Source organism: Methylobacterium sp. Leaf99, from assembly GCF_001422375.1.
Classification (GTDB): Bacteria; Pseudomonadota; Alphaproteobacteria; order Rhizobiales; family Beijerinckiaceae; genus Methylobacterium.
In genome coordinates this window covers 153,050-171,807 of record NZ_LMMU01000008.1, presented here as the reverse complement: position 1 = coordinate 171,807, position 18,758 = coordinate 153,050, and the positions used below count along the sequence as shown (strand labels likewise).

General features: G+C 67.7%; 16 protein-coding genes. 14 read left to right on the top strand and 2 right to left on the bottom strand.

Translation table 11 applies throughout. The features are described 5' to 3' along the window. Positions 1 to 256: 256 nt before the first annotated feature. From ASF28_RS15815 to ASF28_RS15790, 6 genes are all read left to right on the top strand, one after another. Positions 257 to 1,399 carry an acyl-CoA dehydrogenase family protein gene (locus ASF28_RS15815; RefSeq protein ID WP_056094623.1) on the top strand — a complete coding sequence of 381 codons (1,143 nt, stop codon included), beginning with the start codon at positions 257 to 259 and terminating at the stop codon, positions 1,397 to 1,399. A 24-nt stretch (positions 1,400 to 1,423) separates the two neighbouring features. After that, entirely contained in the window at positions 1,424 to 2,527 is a 1,104-nt protein-coding gene (locus ASF28_RS15810) for an LLM class flavin-dependent oxidoreductase (protein WP_056094621.1), read from the top strand. Next, the gene (locus ASF28_RS15805; protein WP_056094618.1) at positions 2,527 to 3,462 is read left to right on the top strand and encodes an ABC transporter substrate-binding protein; all 936 of its coding nucleotides are present in this window, start codon (positions 2,527 to 2,529) and stop codon (positions 3,460 to 3,462) included. Before ASF28_RS15810 ends, ASF28_RS15805 begins: the two co-directional genes overlap by 1 nt. Before the next feature lie 38 nt (positions 3,463 to 3,500). Further along, the gene (locus ASF28_RS15800) at positions 3,501 to 4,022 is read left to right on the top strand and encodes a cupin domain-containing protein (RefSeq protein ID WP_056094616.1); all 522 of its coding nucleotides are present in this window, start codon (positions 3,501 to 3,503) and stop codon (positions 4,020 to 4,022) included. Between the two features lie 207 nt (positions 4,023 to 4,229). Beyond that, the gene (locus ASF28_RS15795; RefSeq protein WP_157085619.1) at positions 4,230 to 5,645 is read left to right on the top strand and encodes a VpsF family polysaccharide biosynthesis protein; all 1,416 of its coding nucleotides are present in this window, start codon (positions 4,230 to 4,232) and stop codon (positions 5,643 to 5,645) included. Positions 5,646 to 5,870: 225 nt separating this feature from the next. Continuing rightward, complete coding sequence (locus tag ASF28_RS15790; RefSeq protein WP_244475060.1) at positions 5,871 to 6,968, top strand: endo-1,4-beta-xylanase; 1,098 nt, start codon at positions 5,871 to 5,873, stop codon at positions 6,966 to 6,968. A gap of 238 nt (positions 6,969 to 7,206) precedes the next feature. Here ASF28_RS15790 and ASF28_RS15785 read toward each other — a convergent pair whose 3' ends face one another. Then, positions 7,207 to 8,643, bottom strand: coding sequence for a hypothetical protein (locus ASF28_RS15785; protein ID WP_157085618.1), 1,437 nt, complete (start codon positions 8,641 to 8,643; stop codon positions 7,207 to 7,209). Positions 8,644 to 9,237: 594 nt separating this feature from the next. Here ASF28_RS15785 and ASF28_RS15780 point away from each other — a divergent pair. Next, positions 9,238 to 10,113, top strand: coding sequence for a transporter (locus ASF28_RS15780; RefSeq protein ID WP_056094603.1), 876 nt, complete (start codon positions 9,238 to 9,240; stop codon positions 10,111 to 10,113). 37 nt (positions 10,114 to 10,150) lie between these two features. Here ASF28_RS15780 and ASF28_RS15775 read toward each other — a convergent pair whose 3' ends face one another. After that, positions 10,151 to 11,476, bottom strand: coding sequence for a glycosyltransferase family 61 protein (locus tag ASF28_RS15775; protein ID WP_157085617.1), 1,326 nt, complete (start codon positions 11,474 to 11,476; stop codon positions 10,151 to 10,153). Between the two features lie 776 nt (positions 11,477 to 12,252). Here ASF28_RS15775 and ASF28_RS15770 point away from each other — a divergent pair. The 7 genes from ASF28_RS15770 (at position 12,253) to ASF28_RS15740 (ending at position 18,752) form a co-directional block, all read left to right on the top strand. Continuing rightward, positions 12,253 to 13,140, top strand: coding sequence for a ferritin-like domain-containing protein (locus tag ASF28_RS15770; RefSeq protein WP_056094595.1), 888 nt, complete (start codon positions 12,253 to 12,255; stop codon positions 13,138 to 13,140). A 62-nt stretch (positions 13,141 to 13,202) separates the two neighbouring features. Beyond that, complete coding sequence (locus ASF28_RS15765; RefSeq protein ID WP_082476603.1) at positions 13,203 to 13,721, top strand: prepilin peptidase; 519 nt, start codon at positions 13,203 to 13,205, stop codon at positions 13,719 to 13,721. 164 nt (positions 13,722 to 13,885) lie between these two features. Beyond that, positions 13,886 to 14,080, top strand: a complete 195-nt coding sequence (locus ASF28_RS15760) for a Flp family type IVb pilin (protein ID WP_147708472.1) — start codon at positions 13,886 to 13,888, stop codon at positions 14,078 to 14,080. A 100-nt stretch (positions 14,081 to 14,180) separates the two neighbouring features. Next, entirely contained in the window at positions 14,181 to 15,155 is a 975-nt protein-coding gene (gene cpaB, locus ASF28_RS15755) for a Flp pilus assembly protein CpaB (protein ID WP_056094585.1), read from the top strand. Positions 15,156 to 15,235: 80 nt separating this feature from the next. Continuing rightward, the gene (locus ASF28_RS15750; protein ID WP_056094582.1) at positions 15,236 to 16,366 is read left to right on the top strand and encodes an AAA family ATPase; all 1,131 of its coding nucleotides are present in this window, start codon (positions 15,236 to 15,238) and stop codon (positions 16,364 to 16,366) included. Between the two features lie 19 nt (positions 16,367 to 16,385). Beyond that, entirely contained in the window at positions 16,386 to 17,795 is a 1,410-nt protein-coding gene (locus tag ASF28_RS15745; RefSeq protein ID WP_157085616.1) for a CpaF family protein, read from the top strand. Positions 17,796 to 17,819: 24 nt separating this feature from the next. Further along, positions 17,820 to 18,752, top strand: a complete 933-nt coding sequence (locus ASF28_RS15740) for a type II secretion system F family protein (RefSeq protein WP_056094580.1) — start codon at positions 17,820 to 17,822, stop codon at positions 18,750 to 18,752. Positions 18,753 to 18,758 lie beyond the last annotated feature (6 nt).

The window sequence follows — 18,758 nt, the reverse complement described above, 5'->3', positions numbered from 1 at the left end:
ATCGAGAAGAGCTTACTCTGAAATGCCGGTGGGCTTCCGGCAGCCAAACAAGACGCGCGAAGGATAGCCTCGACCGTTTCGCGAGAGATTTCTGCGCTCACGCCATGAATCGGAAGCATATCCTTCCTCTCGATCTTTCGAATTTAGAATTCAGTTTCGTTGACTTACCCGCCGCACGGAATGACCCTGCGCCGACTGCGACGTGCCCGCCCGACATGGGATGTCGACCCCCGAATTCCCTGGACCGACGCCCCGGATGAACGCCACCGTCACACCGACCGAGAGCGTGTCCGCGCTGGCCAGAGATTTCGCCGGCCGCGCCGCCGCGCATGACCGCGCGGGCAGCTTTGCCCACGAGAACATCGCCGCCCTGCGCGAGGCCGGCCTCCTCGGCGTGACCGTGCCGCGACACCTCGGGGGCGGCGGCCTCGGCCTCGGCCGTGCCGCCGGGATCGTGCGCCTCATCGCCGAGGGCGATCCGGCCACCGCCCTCGTGCTCGCCATGCACCTGCTCCAGCACGGCCTGATCCACACGAACCCGGCCTGCCCCCCGGCGCTGGCCGAGGCGGTGGGTCGCGCCGCCGTGGAGGACGGCGCCCTCGTTAACGCCCTGCGGGTCGAGCCGGAACTCGGCACGCCCGCGCGCGGCGGGATGCCCGAGACCATCGCCCGGCGCACGCAGACGGGCTGGCGCATCGACGGGCGGAAGATCTACTCCACCGGGTCTCCGGCTCTGGCCTACGGGCTGGTCTTCGTCCGCACCGACGAGGCCGCGCCGCGGGTCGGCAACGTCCTCGTGCCCATGAAGGCACCGGGCGTGCGCATCGTCGAGACCTGGGACCACCTCGGCCTGCGCGCGAGCGGCAGCCACGATGTCCTGTTCGAGGCTGTCGCCGTCCCGGCGGACCACGCCGTCGACCTGCGGGCGCCGGAGGGGTGGCACGCGCCCGATCCCCTGCAGCAGGCCTGGAGCTGCACGCTTCTGGCCGCCCTCTACGACGGAGTCGCGCGGGCGGCGCAGGCCTGGCTCGTCCGCTTCGTCACCGAGCGGACGCCCGGCGGCCTCGGGGCGCCGTTGGCCTCCCTCGCCCGGTTCCAGGAGGGGGTCGGCGAGAACGAGCGCCTGCTTTCCATCAATGACCGCCTCATCGCCGGTCTCGCGGCGGAGGTCGATGCCGGCGCCGTACCCGACGCACGGGAGGCGGGCTTCCTCAAGGTCACGGCCACCGAGAACGCCATCGCGCTGGTCCAGCGCGCCGTCGAGCTCGCCGGCAATCCGGGACTGTCCCGCGCCAATCCCCTCGAACGCCACCTCCGCGACGTGCTGTGCGCGCGCATCCACTGGCCGCAGGGCGATTCCGTGCGCGCCGGCGCCGGCCGGGCCGCCCTCGGCCTCTGACTTCTCGCGATCAGGAATCCCCGCATGAGCCCTCTCCCGCCGGACGCCGTCGAGTTCATCGGCTTTGCCGCCCCCCGCCTCACCTCGGAGATTCATCCGGCGACGGGCCCGGTCATCGACCGTGACTACCTGCATCGTCTGGCCCGGGCGCACGAAGCCGGCGGCTTCGACCGCATCCTCGTCGCCTTCTACGCGACGGCCTCCGATCCCCTGCTCCTCGCCTCCGAGATCGCGGCGGTGACGGAGCGGATCGGCCTGATGATCGCCCACCGCACGGGCTTCACCGCCCCCACGGTGGCCGCGCGACAATTCGCGACCCTGGACCAGCTCACGGGCGGGCGCATCGCGATCCACGCCATCAGCGGCGGCGACGACCGGGATCAGGCCCGCGACGGCGACCACCTCACCAAGGACGAGCGCTACGCCCGCACCCGGGAGTTCCTCGACATCGCCCGCCTCGCCTGGACCGCCGAGGCGCCGTTCGACTACGCGGGGACGTTCTACCAGGTCGTGCAGGGCTTCTCCGAGGTGAAGCCCGTGCGAGAGGGCGGCATCCCGGTCTTCTTCGGCGGCGCGTCGGCCGCCGCCCTCGACGTGGCGGGGCGCCATGCCGACACCTACGCCCTGTGGGGCGAGACGCTGGACCAGGTCCGCGACCTGATCGCCCGCGTGCACAGCGCCGCGGCGCCCCATGGGCGCAAGCCCCGCTTCAGCCTGTCGTTCCGGCCAATCCTCGCCGACACGGAAGGTGCGGCCTGGGCGCGGGCCGAGGCGATCCTCGCCCGAACCAAAGCCGTGCGGGCGGCCCAGGGGCTCGGCCCCGCCGCACCACCGCAGAACGAGGGCGCCCGCCGCCTCCTCGCCGCGGCCGCGGGCGGATCGCGCCTCGACCGGCGCCTCTACACCGCCATCGCCGCCGAAACCGGGGCGGCCGGCAACTCCACCGCCCTCGTCGGCACCCCGGATCAGGTCGCCGAGGCTCTGCTGGACTATCACGACCTCGGCGTGCGTACCTTCCTGATCCGGGGCTTCGACCCCCTGGACGACGCGGTCCGGTACGGCCGCGAACTCCTGCCGGCGTTCCGTGCCGAGCTCGCCCGCCGCGGCGCCACGGCGGATGCCGCCTGATGCGCGTGCTCCTCACGGCCCTCGCCCTCCTCGCCGTCCTCGTCCCCGCACGGGCGCAGGAGGTTCTCCGGGTCGGCGACCAGCGCGGCAACGCCCGCGCCCTGATGGAGGCCGCCGGCGTCCTCGACGGCTTGCCCTACCGCCTCGCCTGGAGCGAGTTTCCCGCCGCCGCTCCCCTGCTGGAGGCCCTGAACGCCGGGGCCATCGATGCCGGCGGCGTCGGCGACGCGCCCTTCACCTTCGCGGCCGCCGCCGGCGTGCCGGTGAAGGCCTTCCTCGCCTTCCGCAACCGCCAGGACGGCCTCGCCATCCTGGTGGCGAAGGACTCGCCCCTCCGCACGGTCGCCGACCTCAAGGGCAAGCGCATCGCCACCAACCGCGGGTCCATCGGCCATCAGGTCGTGCTCGCCGCCCTCGAAGAGGCCGGGCTGCCCGCCGACAGCGTCACCCTGAGCTTCCTCCCACCCGCCGATGCCAAGATCGCCCTGGCATCGGGCAGCGTCGATGCCTGGGCGACCTGGGAGCCCTACACCTCCACGGCCGAACTCGCCGGTCTCGCCCGCGTGGTCCGTGACGGCAACGGCATCACGCCGGGCCTCAGTTTCGCCGTGGCGAGCGATGCGGCGCTCAAGGACAAGCGCGCCCTGCTGGCGGATTTCGGCGAACGCCTCGCGCGGGCGCGGGCCTGGGCCCTCGTCGATCCGGCGCCCTACGCGGCCGCGTGGTCGAAGCTCATCGGCCTGCCCGAGGGCGTGCCCCTGCGCTGGTTCGGCCGGGCGCAGTACCGCACCGTCCCCATCGACGAAACGGTGATCGCCGACGAGCAGGCCAACATCGACCTCTACGTGCGCGCCGGGCTGATCCCGAAGGCGCGGGCACCGAAGGCCGAGGCGATCTTCGATACCGGGTTCCCCCAGGCCGCCGCCGTGCGATGATCGGCCGGCCAGCGAGATTTCAGGCCAGGATTTTGGCGATGCACGAACAAGATCATGACGACCACGCTCATCCGCACGCCGCGCCCGCGGCGCCCGCCGAGGCCGCGCGCTGGAAGCACGACGGCATCCGGGTGATCCCCGGCGACAAGCTCGACGCCAACACGGCGCAGACGCCCGGCATGTTCCGGCAGGCGGCCATCAACCATGCCCGCGTCGGCGCGCAGAAGATCTGGGCCGGCACCGTGGCCATCGAGCCCGATGCCAAAACCGGCGTTCACCATCACGGCGCCCTGGAGAGCGTAATCTTCGTGCTCTCCGGCCGCGCCCGCATGCGCTGGGGCGACCGCCTCGAATACGTCGCCGAGGCCGGCCCCGGCGACTTCATCTTCGTGCCGCCTTTCGTGCCGCACCAGGAGATCAACGCCTCCCCCGACGAGCCCCTGCAATGCGTGCTGGTGCGCTCGGACAACGAGGCGGTGGTGGTCAACATCACGGATGTCGAGCCCGTCGAGCGGCCCGAGACCGTCCACTGGGTCGATCCGATCCACAAGCACCCGTAAGACGACGCGTCGCCGGGCGGGAACGGACCCGCGACGCGTCGGCGTCGAGGCCGCCCGGGGCGTTCGACCGCTGGAGGTGGACATGGGCACAGCGGCTCGAACGAGCCTCGGGCCCGACCGGCTGCCCCCGGCGCAAGCGCTCCTTCACGATTGGTCGCCATACTCGGCGGGGCCGCTGTCGGAGCAGGGCGTGTCGGGGAGACTTCGATGGGCGCGCCCGACATTCCAGCTGCCGCAGCGCGCCCTCGCGATGACGATCCCACTATGGCACCTCCATGGCCGGCAGCACCCGTCACCACGGCAAGTCGCGCGACGTTCTTCCGCAATCTGTCGACCGAGCTCGGTGTTCTCGTGGCATTCTGCTGCTCGGCGATGCTGCTCACGTATTTGGGCTACCACTACGATCACCCCGGCGGCCTCCCCTTCGAGAAATTCCATCCGGCAACCTTGATATTGATCGTAGCGTTCGGCTTCCTTTTGGCAGAGATCGGGCCATCCACAGTTTCAGCTCAGATGATTAAATATCATCCTCTGGCGCTGATCTATATCCTGTGTACATTCTACTACGCGCTGTATGTGACATTGATCGTCGCGCGGCCTGTCAGCTTCATCCTCGACACGCTTGTCGTACCCGTCGTGGCATGGGTGCTTCTTTTCCGCACCGAGCCCGCCCGACTGAATCGCTATGCCCGGTACATCCATATCGTCATGGCGATCAACGCCGTCCTCGGCATCGCGGAATCCGTATTCGGATTCCACCTGATTCCGATCTACACGGGCGGCGAGTTGCTCAACTACGAAGAAGCCCGTTCGACCGCGCTTCTCGGACACCCGCTGCAGAATTCCGCCATCGCAGCCATCTATGCGCTTCTCCTCCTCACGGGTCCTCGCGGAAACCTGCGCTGGTCGCTGGCCCTTCCGCTCTTCTGCCTTCAGCTTCTCTCCCTGCCCGCCTTCGGTGGACGCACGGCAACGGTCCTGCTCGGACTCTTGATGGCGCTCTGGATCCTGAAGAAGATCGTCTTTGTCCTTCTCGGGAACAGATTCCCGATCAAGATGATCGTCTGGGCGAGCCTGGGGCTACCGGCGGCGGCCGTGATCGGACTGCAGCTTTCCGAAACCACCTATTTTGCGAAATTCATCGATCGATTCATCGATGACGCGGGCAGCGCCGAAACCCGCGTTCGCATGTTCCGGCTCTTCGATGGGTTCAGCTGGGGTGATCTGCTGATTGGACCGGACCCGGCGATGCTCAGCTATCTCCAGTACGTCGAGGGGACGGAGATCGGCATCGAGAGTTTTCCGATCGCCTATATCCTGAGCAGCGGCATCTTCGCGGCGAGCCTCATTTTCATCGGCTTGACGCTTTTTGTCATCGATATCGCGCGTCTCGTCTGCCTGCGGTCGTTGATGGCCGTGGCCATGTTCATCGCCCTCAACGCCTCATCGACCGGACTGTCGAGCAAAGGCATCGCGTTCCTCCTGCTCATCATCATCATCATGTGCATGGAGGGGGCCGAGCGCGATTCGCGCCTGAGCCGAAAGCGGCGTGATTTCAACCGCGAAGCCTTGGGCAGAACCGCGCCGGCGGGCGCAGGTCGATCCAGCCTGCAACCCGGCTGACGACCGTTTTGCCGATTCGACCTCGCCGTTCGGGCCGGCATCGTGGGGGTCCCCATTCCGGAACCGCGGCAGAGCCCGTCCGTCCACGATTCGGTGAGCCCCAGCCGAAAAAGGCATCCCGCCAGGGCCTTTTGAAAGCCTGATGGCAATGGATCGACGCTATCTCTCAGACACAGACCGCGCCGCGCCGGCGGTCCGGCATCGGAGAACGCAACCGTGAAGCGCATGGTACACAACCTTACGCGCCGAGGGCTCCTGGCGGGCGCCTGCGCGCTCGCGTGGGACGCGCGCGCGGCCTCCGGCACCGACGACGGCAAGGCGATCGCGGATATTCCCTCGCTCGGGAGCCTGGCCGCCAAGCGGGGGGTGCTGTTTGGCGCCGCCATCGACCACACGGCTCTGACCGACCCGCGGCTTGCCGCGCTCTATCGCCACCAGACCCGTATCGTCACCACGGATACGGCGCTGAAGCTCGGCTCCCTGCGGCCGCAACGGCCGGAGGTGGTCGATTATTGGGAAGCGGACGCGCTGATCGACCTGGCGACCCGCTCCGGCCTTGCGGTGCGGGGACACACGCTCGCCTGGAACGCCTGGCAGCCGGACTGGGTCGAGCGCCTGACCCGCCGTGAGGCCGCCTACTGGCTCGAGCGGCACATCGAAGAGACCGTCGGCCGTTATGCCGGGCGCCTCCATTCCTGGGACGTGGTGAACGAGCCGCTGTGGCCGGACGACAACCTCCCGGGCGGCCTGCGCGGCGGGCCGTGGTACGCAAAGCTCGGACCCGACTACATCCGGCAGGCGTTCACCATCGCGCATCGCGCCGACCCGAAGGTCAAGCTCGTCCTCAACGAGGCCGGCTCGGAGTGGAAGAAGAGCTTCACCTCGGGAGAGCGCCAGCAGGCGCACCTGATGCGCCTCATCGACGATCTGCAGCACTCCGGCATCCGGCTCGATGCCGTGGGGCTGGAGTGCCATTACTTCCCGAACTTCGAATTCGACCCGAAGGGCTTTTCCGATCTGATCGGGTCCATCGCCGATCGAAAACTCGACGTGTACCTGACGGAGATCGACGTCAACGACACCGAGTTCCCGGCGGATCTGGCGACCCGCGACAGGCTGGTGGCGGAGAAATATGCCATGCTGCTGCGCCCGGCACTGACGAACCCAGCCGTGAAGGTCGTCCAGACCTGGGAGCTGACGGACGGACAGACGTGGCTTCAGGAGCAGGCCAAGGGTTCGCGCCGGCCAAGGCCGCTCCCCTTCGATGCCGACTGCCGACCGAAGGCGGCCTACCACGCCATCGCCGCGGCATTTGGGACGTAGGGTCTTTCATAAAACTCCCGTGGCACCGGAGTGCCCAGGGCGAGCACGGCTGGTGATGGGGAGTTTCGTGAGGTGCTCTTGGAGCGCCGGGGCGGGGCTCAGGGCGTCCGAGGTCCGTTTCGAGCGTCGAAGTGAGGATCTCGGGTCGGGCTCCCGAATCGGAATGCCCGCGATCAGGTGGACATGACGGCCTCGGTCAATTCCACCTCCCCGTCGTCGCGAGCCCCTGATGCGCGGGTCACCAGGAGACGCTGAAATCGCGTACGCCGTTCGGGCGGGCACGCAGTTCGACGAACCGCCGCTCCAGCGAGGCGGGACAGGGGATGCGCTTCTTGAAATCGAACAGGTAGCGCTGGCCGCCGATATAGGTCTGCTGCAGGGCGATCGCCGATTTAGGGAAGCAAAGCATGTACGGCCCCCGATGCGCCGAGATCCCCTGGACCGGTTCGATGACCCCGAGAACGTCCCCGTCGGTCAGATAGGCCGTCCGATCGGTCACGAGATAATCGATGGGTTGAGCCTGGACGAAGTCGCCGCCCCTGTCATCGCGCATGGCCTGGTAATAGGCGACCGGTCCGACCAGGCCCTCGGTATGCAGGAAGCGGTAGCGGTGTCCGAGAAAGAACCCGAACGAGCCGGCGCGATCACCCATGGCGAAGTAAGTCTCGTCGGGGAACGCGCGGCTGCGAATCGCTTCGATGAGCGCGATGTTCTGGATGCCGGATGTCTTGCGATCCGTATAGCCGTGGGTCGGACCCAAGGCCATGGCGACGCGATCCCAGGCGAAATGGACCGGCCGAAGCACGAGCACGAGGCACGCCGCGAGGGGAAGCAGCACGCGGAAGTCCGACGGCGACCCGCGCGTCCGGACGCTCGATGCGAGCACGTTGACGAGGTTGAGAAGCAGGTAGAAGTCCAGGAGCATCGCCGGCCAGAAGTACCAGCCCCAGACGCCCCATCCCGAGTTGACCCCATAGTAGGTCGCCGAGACCGCATAGGCGATCAGCAGAGCCGCCATTTCCCGGCGACACAGAATTTGCGGCCACGTCCGATTGAGTCCGGCCGACAGGACCACGATCCCCGCGGCGATGAGCGGGTACTTCAGGCTCGCGGCGAAGGTCAGCACGACGCCGAGATTTTCACCGCGTGCGTTGCCGATGGCCTTCACCAGGCCGGAAACCGGGACGGGCACGCCGAACAGAGCGACATTGAGGATGGCGTAGGCGGCGGCCGCCGGTATCAGGACGACGTAGTGGCAAACGGTGAGACGTCGGTCCCTCACCGCATTGACCAAGTCGTACGCGACGATCAGGGCCAGCGCATCGAGGCGGGTGAAGAACATGAGGGTGGCCAAACCACCGCGAACGCGCCAGTCCCGCGTGTTGAAGTAGCACAGGACGAGAACCGGCAGGAGCGCGGTTTCCATCCCATAGAGACTGACCAGGGTGAAGTGGAACGCCGCCAGGACAGCCGGTGCCAGGACGCCGTAGAACACCCGCGAGGCCGCGCAGAACAGGACGACGGCCATGACGTTCATCGCGAAGGCCTGAATGGCGAGCGATCCATCCGACGTGCCGAACAGGACCGCCGATGCCCACAGGATCATCTGCCAAAGCGGTTGATACCCGTTGGTCTCGAATGGCGGCAGGAACCAGCTCCGAGCCTGCTCCGCCAATCCGCGCGCGATGCCGAGGTAGTAATATCCGTCGTCGAAGATGACATCGACCCACCAGGACCTGTCGTAGATCAGGATCGATACGACCGTCGAGACCAGGACGATCAGCAGGGCGAAACCATGGACCCCATCGACGAGGGCGACGAGCCGAAGGTGCCGAGGTCGAGCCGTGGGTGAGCCCGCCAAGGGTGAGCTCGCTGGGAGGGATCGCGCAACGTCCGACGGCACGTCTGACCTCATGGCTTGGTTTCGCCGCATCCGTGAATGAAATTCGATACGCAGCGCATCGCCCGTGGTTCACAGAACGCCCGGTCACGGTCGGTTCTCGCTCCGAGAACGACGGCGCGACGGGCGTTTCGCGAGGGACACTGAGCGCCGATCCGCGTACCATGGAGACGTTAATGCCGCGTTCGGGCGGGCACGCCCCCGATGTCCGGGTGCCCTCGCACAGCCCGACCTTCACGGCGGCGCGCATTGTTGCCCGAGGGCGACGCTCGCCCCGCAAATGGGCACCGCACGCACGAGACAGCCGCATAATCCCGGCCGCCATGCGATGAGAGCCGACCTCGAGGACGGGCTGGTTTGGACCGCGGAATGAAGACAGTTCAATTTTTCCAGGCGACACATATCGGTGCCGTCGCCACCGCCCTCGCCCTGGGGTGGGCCGGCACGCCCGTCATGGCGGGCTCCTCGGCGCAGCCCGGACAGACCGTGGGGCAACCCCCCGGCGCGCCGCTGCCCATCGGCCTCTACTTCATCGACACATCGAGTTTCGGCTCGCGGGACATCACCCCGCGCTCCACCGACTCGACCATCAACCTGCCGTCCTTCCTCTGGGCGACGCCCGCCGAAGTGGTCGGCGGACGGCTTCAATTCGTCGTGCTGCAGCCGATCACCGCGTCGAGCACGCGGGGCGCCGCCTACCAGAGCGGGTTCGGGCAGACCCTGCTCGCGGCGCAGGTGGCCTGGAAGCTCGGACACGACCTCAACTTCAGCTACCTGCTCGGCGCCTACCTGCCGAGCGACACCAAGATCGTCATCCAGAACCCCGTCCTGCACCAGCGCTTCGCCGTCACCTACAACGGCGATGGCTGGAACCTGACGGGCAACGTCCTGTACGGGACTTTCTTCGATACGCGATCGGCCACCGGCACCTTCTATCCCGACTTCCTCAACCTTGACCTCACGGCCACGAAGCACTTCGGCAAGTGGGAAATCGGGCCGGTTGCGTTCGGTTCGACCGATCTGCCGACGAACAATCCGTCCTATGCGCGGCAGGGCCAGTTCGCGGTAGGCGGGCTCGTGGGATACAATTTCGGACCGGTCAATCTCCAGGCCTACGTCACGCGGGACGTGGTCCAGCGCAACTATGCCGGGCTCGAGACGCGCGGCTGGCTGCGGGCCACGGTGCCGCTCTATCAGGACAAAGGCGAGACCCCCGCGCCGAGCGCGCTCATGCGCAAGTTCTGACGCGCTCAGCGGCGGGACCTCGATGCCCCCCCGCCGCCTATGCAATCTTCGAAGCGTGTTCGGAAAGGGCCCGATCGACCGTCCTGACGACATCCGCGACGGAGATCTCCCAGACCTGAGCGTGGAAGCCCGGATTGAGATCGGCCCACGGGCGCTGGGCGGTGCCGATCGCGCAATCGTAGTCGAGCCCGCGCAGGGCGGCGATTCGACGAAAGCACCAGTTCAGGTACGCATCCATCATGAGTTCGATGACGATGCATCCGGGCGATGCGAAGCCGATATTCGTCAGTCCGGCCCCATGCGGTGAAACGATGATAGCCGCCTGACGAAAGAGCGCGACCTGCCGGTCGATGGTCAGATCCTCGAGCCGGACCGGCACGAAGCCCATCGCTTCGAGGGCGGTCACGACCTCGTCCTCGTTCAGCAGCCTCCGCTGCTGGGACCCGCGTCGATCGATGTAGAGCCGCTCGATCCGATTCCGTCCGTCGAGCGTATGGTGCCTCAGCACCGTATCGAAGAAGCCATTGAGGACGGGGTGATAATCGAACACCCCGTGAAGATCCCACGGGAGAACGAGGGTCTCGACCCTGAACGTCTCCCCTGGCTGGACGGGCCGCAGGGCCACGGACCGCGGCAGGCCGGCCAGCCCGAGAAACTCCTCCTGGCCGATGGCATCGGACGAGAACAGAATCGTCTCGATGGCGTCCATCCGAGCCCCGGGAACGACCGACAATCTGGCGACGCCATCGATGAGCGCGTGCCAGTAATTGCCGGCCCCGGGCGTCAGGAGACACAGATGGGTGCCGGGCAGGAGCGGGACCTGATCCGCCTCGATGCGAAGCCCGGCGTCTTCCATCCGGTACCGATGCCGGCCCGGTTCGGTGTGCCACGTCGTTTCGGTCACCACCTGGCCGCCGATGCCGATGAGGCCGGCCGATCCGTGGACGAGGGCGTTCGCGATGACGTAGGCCGACGTCGGCAGGGACAGGTACGCGGTCTGCTGCCAGAAGCTGTGCCGCTCGTTCTCCCGGATCGCGACCCGGCCGAGCGCCTCGGCGCCACTGCGGAGGGGCGCGAGCGCCACGGTCTCGCGCGGATAGGACACCAACGTTGTGATCGGCTCGGGACCACCCGCGGCGTCCCGAACGATGTCGGCGAGCGGACGCAGTCGCAGGGTCATGACGACTGGCTCCGACGGCCTTTGCGGTTCGTCCGAGGGACCCGGCTCATCCGGCGTGGTCGGCGGACCGGCGTGGTCGCGAGCCTTCCGCCTTGGGCGAACAGCGGCGAGAACGCTGCGTATCAACTGACCGATTGCCGCGCGAACGGTGCCACCGCCCCGCAATCGCGTCGGTTCGTTCACAGATCGTCCCCCCTCCAGTCCGAACGCGATCTTGTCCGCAACCCCCGACGTAGCCGGGCTCCGACCGCCGCCGCGACCGTCGATGGCCGCCCCGCGTCCCGCGCGGTGTCGATCTGAATCGGCCTCATCGTGCTCTCGAAAACCTCATGACCATGGAAACCCGATCACATCCACCGGCAGGAAACCTCCCTGCTTCGGGGTGCTCGGACGCTCATCGGCGGCGCACGCGAAAGCTGCACCGACCCCAAGCATTCGTCGCTTGAATGCGCGATTTTCCTGATCCCAGAATAGAATTCCGGTCCGTTGGAACAGTGGCAAGAATCGTCGGTACACCGGCGACCGACAAGGCGCCCAGCCCAACATTCGAGCCGATGGCGGATCTACACGGGTCATATCCCGACCGCCAGCAGGACCCAACAGCCACACGAGCTCCGCAAGCACGACAGCCGCATCAAGCCGTTGAGTCCGAACGCGTTCTTCCATCCGATCCACAGACTCGATCGCGTCCAGCGACGCAGAACGACCAGTCACGCTTTTGTGATTCTGCAGCGATGAAACCTTCCAACTCCTTCATACGTAAATGTCCTCCTGAGCAATCTCCATTCAAGATTAGACTGGTATAGAAATTCTGCCAACGCCCTGATATCGCACAATTTTTTCCTTTTTGCATCACAAAAAAGTTATTTCGATGGATGCCGCTTGTAAACAAGTCGGCATTTCATCTACGATCTGGCGATCGATTACGTCCGATCAATACAAGGGAGCGAACAAGAACCATGGAAAACACTTCCGATCTCCAGCCCAATTTTGCCGGCTTTGACTACACTGCTGGACGCCGGGCGTTCATGCGGACACTCGGTCTCGGTGCAGCCGGCGCGGCGCTGCTGAGCGCGGCCGGTGGCCCGGTCAATGCGCAGACGGCCACCGTCGGCGCGGCGGAGGTGTTCAACTTCGCCCTGAACCTCGAATACCTCGAGGCTGAGTTCTACCTGCGCGCCGCGTTCGGTCGTGGGCTCGCGGATTCCGACATCTCCGGCACCGGCACCCTCGGCGCCGTCACGGGCGGTCGTCAGGTCACCTTCGCCACCCCGCTGATCCAGGGTTACGCCAACGAGATCGCCGACGACGAGGAGAAGCACGTCCGGTTCCTGCGTGCGATCCTGGGTGGCTCGCGCGTCGCCCGTCCGACCATCAACTTCGTCGACAGCTTCAACGCCCTGGCCCGGTTCTCCGGTCTCGGCAACACCTTCGACGCCTTCGCCAACGAGACCAACTTCCTCCTGGCCGCCTTCGTGTTCGAGGATGTCGGCGTTACAGCCTACAAGGGCGCCGCCCCCCTCATCCGCAACAACGAGTTCCTCGAGGCCACCGCCGGCATCCTCGCCGTCGAAGCCTACCATGCCGGTATCATCCGCACGGTGCTGGCTAGCCGCGGTCTGTTCCAGCAGGCCCAGGCGATCTCCGACCTGCGTGACTTCTTCGACGGCCCGAGCGACCTCGACTTCGGCATCGGCACCTCCGCGCGGCCGGACCTGGTTCCGACGGATTCCAACGCACTCGCCATCAGCCGCACGCCGGCCCAGGTCCTGGCCATCGTCTATGCCAGCGGCACGGCTCAGCCGGGCGGCTTCTTCCCGAACGGCCTGAACGGCGCCGTTCGCTAGTCGAGCCTACTGGGCCCGCCATCCGTCCGTGCGCGAACGGATGGCGGGCGTGATACGGAGAGATCCGGAAGGAGACCGCGCTTCGGCGCGGTCTCCCTTTTTCCGCCTACTCTGCGGCGTGGTTTGGCAGGAACGGTCCCCTGGTTACGCTGATCGACGGACTGGCCTGTGCGACGCTCGTCTTCGTCGCGGTGGAGGATGCCCGGCGGTTTCGCATCCGGAACAGTGCCATCCTGGTTTTGGTCGGCCTGTTCGGTCTCGCCGCGGGGTTGTCGGGCACCGGTCACGATGCCTTCTGGCACGGCGTCTTCGCGACCCTCGTCTTGGTCCTGATGTTCGGCGCCTTCTCCCTCGGACTGGTCGGGGCCGGGGATGCGAAGCTGATGGCGGCGGCGTGCCTGTGGATCGGTCCGGAGAATGCGCTCCTGTTCGCGATCGCCCTGCTCTGCCTGACCGGCCTGTACGGCATCGGAGCCACATTCGGGTTTTTCCCCGCACGGCGGGATGACCACCGGGTCAAGATCCCCTTCGGTCCAAGTATTGCCTTGGCCTGGATCATGACGATTGTCTTATCGCGATAGGTATTGAACGCAATGCATCGGTTCGAATGCATTATCTCCAGGTTTTATGGTTGACGAGCGACGCATTCAGATTGACACCCGAACGGCCTTAAGGGATCATTTACCATCTTGGTTCGGCACGGCAGCGGAACACGCGCGCCGGGCGACAAATGGGAACAGGTCACATGAAGCATCTCATCAAGCGCTTCTGCCGCGAGGACGACGGCGCGGCGATGGTCGAGTATGCGCTGCTGGTCGCGCTGATCGCCCTCGTGGCCATCGTCGGCCTGACGGCGACGGGCACCAGTCTGAACGCGCAGTTCGCGAAGATCAGCTGCAAGATCGCCACGCCGACGGCGGATTGCACACAGACCCAGTGATCGCCACCATACGGAAACCGGCAACCGCGCCCCATCGCGCGGCACGGAACGTCGCGCCGGATGGGCGGGGGTGGCTTATGGGTGTTCAGGAGCGCGGCGCATGAGGGCATCCTCGGCGATTTCCCTCGGGGTGGCCCTGACATTCGGCGCCCTGGCCGCCTTCCTAGCGCGCGGCCTGCTGCTCAACGTCGATCCGCAGGCGCGGCGCCCGGTCCAGGGGCGCATGGTCGTTGCCTCCGCCCCCGTTGGGTTCGGCACGGCACTTACCTCGGCAAATCTGCGCGAGGTCGATTGGCCGGCGGGCGACGTCCTCGACGGCGCGTTCACCTCCATCGCCGACCTGACCCGGGACGGGCGTCGCCTCGCCCTGGCGCCGCTCCAGCGCAACGAACCGGTACTGGCGGCAAAAGTCACCGCCCCGAACCAGCGTGCCACCCTCTCGACCCAGATCGACGAGGGCATGCGCGCGGTTTCCGTGCGCGTCGACGAGGTGCGCGGCGTTGCCGGCTTCGTGCTGCCCGGCGACCGGGTTGACCTGATCCTGACCCGTGGTGAGGGTGGAACCCAGGACAACGCCTATGCGGACGTGCTGATTCAGAACGCCAAGGTCCTGGCCATCGATCAGGTCGCCGGGGACCGGCAGGACAAGCCCACCGTGGCTCGCGCCGTCACCCTGGAGCTCTCCGTCGCTGAGGCGCAGAAGGTCGTGCTCGCGCAAGGGGTTGGGCGCCTGTCCCTGGTCCTGCGCCAGACCGGCGAGCCAGTGGCACAGGCCGCCCAACGCGTCACCACCGCCGACCTCGGGCCCGGAGAGAGTGCCGCCGCAAAGGACCGCATCACCGAACTGACCGCCCAGGTCGAGGCGCTGCGCAAGGCGTCCGAGGCCGCCGCGGCCCAGGCCGGCGAGGGTGCGCGGGCGCAGCTCGCCGAGATGGAAACCCGCCTGCGCGTCGAACTCGGCCAGCGCATGCCGCCCGGCATCGCACCGTCTGCGCCAGCGCCGCCGAAGCTGACCATCAACGTCATCCGCAACGGATCGAAGCGCGAACCCTATTCGGTGGATGCCGAGGATTGAGACGCGCGTGACCACCACCGGTCGCGGCCGGCGCGTACCGATGTCCGCACCTTGAATCCATTGCCCCTTCCGGAGCCGTCGTGAACTGTTTTCTCATCGCGGCCGAGCGCGGCGCGGCCCGCGTGCAGGCGCTGGTCAGGCTCGCCGAGGGTCTGGGCTACACGGTGCTGTACGCGGCCGACTTCGCCGCCCTGAACCGCGACCGGGCCTTCACCGAAGCGCGCCGGCCCCTGGTGCTGGTGCCGGAGGGGGAGGGGGCCGCCGAAGGCGCGATCCAGCTCGCGCGCGCGGAGCCGAGCCGGGCCTTCGTGGTCTACGTGGCCGACGCCCTGGCTCCGGAACTCTACAAGGCCCTGGTGCGCAGCCAGTCCGGCGAGTGGATCGGCTGGGGCAACGCCGCCCAGGAACTGCGCGACGTGACGAAGGGGCTCGGCGCCGCCGAGCCGGCGGATCGCGCCGCCCGGATCGTCAGCTTCCTGCCGAGCAAGGGCGGGGTCGGCAACACCACCCTCGCGGTGGAGACCGGCATCCGCCTGTCGAGCCGGCGCAAGCAGCCCCTGCGCGTCGCCCTCCTCGACCTCAACCTGCAGGGCGGCACCCTCGCGGACGCCCTCGACGTCGAACCCCGCTTCGACATCGCCGAGATCGTCGCCCAGCCGGAGCGCCTGGACGAGCAGCTCGTCGACGTATTCACGAGCCGGCATACCCCGCGCCTCGACGTGTTCGCCTGTCCGCCCCGTCGCATCGCGCTCGGCGACGTGCCGCCGGCGATCCTCTTCACCTTCATCGACACCATCGCCCGGCGCTACGAGGCGATCCTCGTCGATCTGCCCCAGGCCTGGGTGCCCTGGATCGACAACATCCTGCAGGGCTCCGACGCGATCGTCCTGTCCGGCGGCGCCACCGTGCCGGGCCTGCGCGTCCTCACCCAGTCCCTGACCCATCTCGAGACCCTTGAGATTCCCGCCGACCGCCTGGCGGTGGCCGTCAACGCCTGCGAGACCGATCTCCTCGGCCGCATCGCCCATCGGGCGCAGATCGAACGGCCCCTGTCCGGGCGCTCGGTGTTCTGCCTGCGCCGCGACGGGGCCACCGCCGAGGGAGCCCTCGATGCCGGGCGATCCTTGTTCGAGATCGCCCCCAACGCTAGGCTGACCCGCGACATCGGCCGTCTGGCGGAGTGGTGCGTCACGGCGGCCAAACTCGCGTGAGCCCACCACCGGAGGACGCATGAACGCCGGATTGTCCGATCGCTGGCGGACCGCGAAGGCGGAGGCGCCGGCCGTGCAAGGCCCGGCCCCGGACGTCGCGGCCCACGTCGTGCCCAAGGTCGCGCCTAAGCCTGCACCGCCGCCCGAGCCGGCGCCGCGGGCGTCCCTGACCGACGCCAAGGTGAAGCTCCACGGCCAGATCATCGACGAGTTCAACCTCGCCCTCATCGACAAGATCTCGCCGGAGGACCTCGCCCGTCAGGTCGGCCGCTTCGTCGCCGAATACGCCCTGAAGGAGCGCCTCGCCCTCAACCAGCGCGAGCTCGAGGCGTTCTCGGCCGAAGTCCTCGACGAGATGATCGGCCTCGGACCCATCGAGCCCCTGCTGAAGGACCCGAGCGTCAGCGACATCCTCATCAACGGCCACCGCTCGGTCTTCGTCGAGCGCGGCGGCCAGCTCGAACCGACCCTGGTCCACTTCAAGGACGAGGCGCACCTCCTGCGGATCGTCAACAAGATGGTCGCGGCCGTCGGCCGGCGCATCGACGAATCCTCGCCCATGGTCGATGCGCGCCTGCCCGACGGTTCGCGCGTCAACGTCGCCATCCGACCCATCGCCGTCGACGGCCCCCTCGTCTCCATCCGCAAGTTCTCCAAGCGCCCGATCTCCATGGACCGCCTGGTTGAGCTCGGTGCCCTGCGCCCGCCCATGGCGGAGCTCCTCAAGGTGGCGGTGAAGGGGCGCATCTCCCTCATCGTCTCGGGCGGCACCGGCTCGGGCAAGACCACCATGCTCAACGCCCTGTCGTCCTACATCTCGCCCTGCGAGCGCCTCATCACCATCGAGGACGCGGCCGAACTGCAGCTGCAGCAGCCCCACGTGGCGCGCCTCGAGACCCGGCCGCCGAGCGTCGAGGGCCGCGGCGAGATCCGTCAGCGCGAACTGCTCAAGAACGCCCTGCGCATGCGGCCCGACCGCATCATCCTCGGCGAGTGCCGGGGCGAAGAGGCGTTCGACATGCTCCAGGCCATGAACACCGGCCACGAAGGCTCGATGACCACCATCCACGCCAACACTCCTCGCGATGCCATCGCCCGCGTCGAGCAGATGATCGGCATGGCGGCGGCCAACATGTCGGTGACCTCCATCCGCAGCCAGATCGCGTCCGGCGTGCAGATGCTGCTCCAGCTCCAGCGCCTAAGCGACGGCCGCCGCCGGGTCACCAGCATCGCCGAGATCACCGGCATGGAGGGCGACGTGATCCAGATGCAGGAGATCTTCCGCTTCGTGCGCGAGGGCGTCGATGAGCGCCATCAGGTGCTGGGCCATTTCCGCGCCACGGGCGTGCGGCCGAAATTCCTGCAGGAGCTGAAGGCGCAGGGCGTCGACATGCCGGCCCAGGCCTTCGATCCGTCGGTGGCCCTGTGAGGCCGCGTCACCGGGAGGAACGCCGTGGCTGAGCCCTGGCTGATCTACCTCCTCATCTTCGTCTGCTCGGTGGTGGCGGCCCAGCAGCTCCAGGTCGGGCTGGCCGGCGCCCTGCGCGGCCGGAAGCGCCGGCGGCAGCGGCGCGCGGACCTCGACGGCCCCGTAGTCGCCGCCGCGCCTGAGTCCCTGCGCCGCCGCGAGGCCGGGAAATCCGCTTTCGTCGTCGCTTGGAACCGGCTCCTGCTGCAATCCGGCACGGGCAAGAGTTCGGCGGCCCTGGCCGGACGGACCCTCGGCCTCGCCGTCCTCCTCCTGCTGGTTCTGCCGGTTCCGGGCTTCTGGCTGCGCCTCGCCGCGAGCCTCGGCGTCGCGGGCCTGCTGTGCCTCCTGGTCCTGCGGATCAAGCGGGCGCGCCGCCTCGCGCGCTTCGGCGAGCAATTGCCGGAGGTCCTCGACGTCATCGTCCGATCCTTGCGCGCCGGCCATCCCCTCCCGGTTTCCCTCGGCCTCGTCGCCCGCGAGACGCCGGAGCCGGCCGGACCGGAATTCGCCCTCGTGGTCGACGAAATGAACTACGGCCGCAGCATCGCCGAGGCCCTCGACGGACTCTACCTCCGGGTCGGCCATCCCGAGCTCGCCTTCGTGGTGGCGGCGATCTCCATCGCCAACCAGACCGGCGGCAACCTCGGTGAGGTCCTGGCGCGCCTGTCGCGGATGCTGCGCGAGCGCTTCCGCCTGTCGCGGCGCGTGCGGGCGCTCACCGCCGAGGGGCGGTTCAGCGGCTACGCCCTCAGCGGCCTGCCGATCATCCTGTTCGTCGTGATCAACCTCGTCAGCGCCGCCTACTACGCCGAGTTCTGGGTGAGCCCGTCCGCCAACACGATCCTGGGTGTCGCCATCGTCCTGCTGCTGCTCGGCAATCTCACCATCTACCGCCTCGTGAACTTCAAGGTCTGAGGTGGC

Coding starts and splice junctions, on each gene's coding strand:
- ASF28_RS15760 (WP_147708472.1), top strand. CDS start 13,886: ATGAAGCATCTCATCAAGCGCTTCTGCCGCGAGGACGACGGCGCGGCG.
- ASF28_RS15770 (WP_056094595.1), top strand. CDS start 12,253: ATGGAAAACACTTCCGATCTCCAGCCCAATTTTGCCGGCTTTGACTAC.
- ASF28_RS15815 (WP_056094623.1), top strand. CDS start 257: ATGAACGCCACCGTCACACCGACCGAGAGCGTGTCCGCGCTGGCCAGA.
- ASF28_RS15790 (WP_244475060.1), top strand. CDS start 5,871: ATGGTACACAACCTTACGCGCCGAGGGCTCCTGGCGGGCGCCTGCGCG.
- ASF28_RS15745 (WP_157085616.1), top strand. CDS start 16,386: ATGAACGCCGGATTGTCCGATCGCTGGCGGACCGCGAAGGCGGAGGCG.
- cpaB (WP_056094585.1), top strand. CDS start 14,181: ATGAGGGCATCCTCGGCGATTTCCCTCGGGGTGGCCCTGACATTCGGC.
- ASF28_RS15800 (WP_056094616.1), top strand. CDS start 3,501: ATGCACGAACAAGATCATGACGACCACGCTCATCCGCACGCCGCGCCC.
- ASF28_RS15795 (WP_157085619.1), top strand. CDS start 4,230: ATGGGCGCGCCCGACATTCCAGCTGCCGCAGCGCGCCCTCGCGATGAC.
- ASF28_RS15805 (WP_056094618.1), top strand. CDS start 2,527: ATGCGCGTGCTCCTCACGGCCCTCGCCCTCCTCGCCGTCCTCGTCCCC.
- ASF28_RS15780 (WP_056094603.1), top strand. CDS start 9,238: ATGAAGACAGTTCAATTTTTCCAGGCGACACATATCGGTGCCGTCGCC.
- ASF28_RS15810 (WP_056094621.1), top strand. CDS start 1,424: ATGAGCCCTCTCCCGCCGGACGCCGTCGAGTTCATCGGCTTTGCCGCC.